Genomic DNA, 870 nt, shown 5'->3' on the forward strand with positions numbered 1-870 from the left:
TTAGAGTATGTTTTGGGATCTTATTTTGTTATTCTATTCAAAAAAATGGATAAGTAGGCAATTTCAAGCATTGCCTCAGCAGATTCTACGGTTTTCTCAACATCTCTAAATAGTCGACGTTTAAAATTTAGCCATCCAAACGATCTTTCTACTTGCCAGCGATTTTTCTGAGGGATAAATCCTTGTGCTGATTCTGGTTTTTGTGCAATTTCCACCTCCCATTTATACTCTTTGATTACATAATCTATGAATGTTATTTTATAACCGTTGTCGGCAGTAATTTTTTGTAAATCAGGCACTTTACCTCTTAGGTTTTCAACCGCTTGAATACCTGCTTGATTATCAGATACATTTGCAGATGTAACTTTAATCGACCAAGGAATTCCAATTGTATCAACAAGTATTGTTCTTTTTCTTCCATTAATTTTTTTACCTCCATCAATACCGGTTTCTAAATTAATGAATTGCATTTTCTTAACACACTGACTATCAATTGCCAGCAAGCTTGGTGTCTCATTTCTATTCTGTCTTTTACGCTCTTTAATTGCAATGCATTCAAGTAGTTGAGTCCAAATCCCACGTAGTTTAAATTGCCTAAAATGATAGTAAATTGTCTGCCAAGCAGGATATTTGCTATCTATATTCCGCCATTGAACACCAGTTTCATTTAACCATAATATGGCATTTACTATGGTTCGCAAGGAATGTTTTCTTGATCTTTTGTTGTCAATTATTTTTTCTACAAATTGCCATTGAGAGTCAGTCATTTCTGTGAAATTCGTTTTCATTAAAACTTGTTTGAGGTGAGATTCAACAAGTTTAACGACTGGCTCTCATTGTTAGTTTAATACAATCCAAAACATACTCTTA

At 33.4% G+C, this 870-nt stretch carries 1 protein-coding gene; it reads right to left on the minus strand.

The features are described 5' to 3' along the window. Nucleotides 1-20: 20 nt before the first annotated feature. Complete coding sequence (locus tag FDK13_RS35235) at nucleotides 21-788, minus strand: IS5 family transposase (protein WP_137344683.1); 768 nt, start codon at nucleotides 786-788, stop codon at nucleotides 21-23. Nucleotides 789-870: the final 82 nt, after the last annotated feature.

The sequence above is a fragment of the Dyadobacter frigoris genome (genome assembly GCF_005280585.1).
In the GTDB taxonomy this organism is placed as follows: domain Bacteria; phylum Bacteroidota; class Bacteroidia; order Cytophagales; family Spirosomataceae; genus Dyadobacter; species Dyadobacter frigoris.

What these genes read in the sequence shown, in the direction of transcription:
- FDK13_RS35235 (WP_137344683.1), bottom strand. Translation starts at nt 788, where the DNA reads ATGAAAACGAATTTCACAGAAATGACTGACTCTCAATGGCAATTTGTA.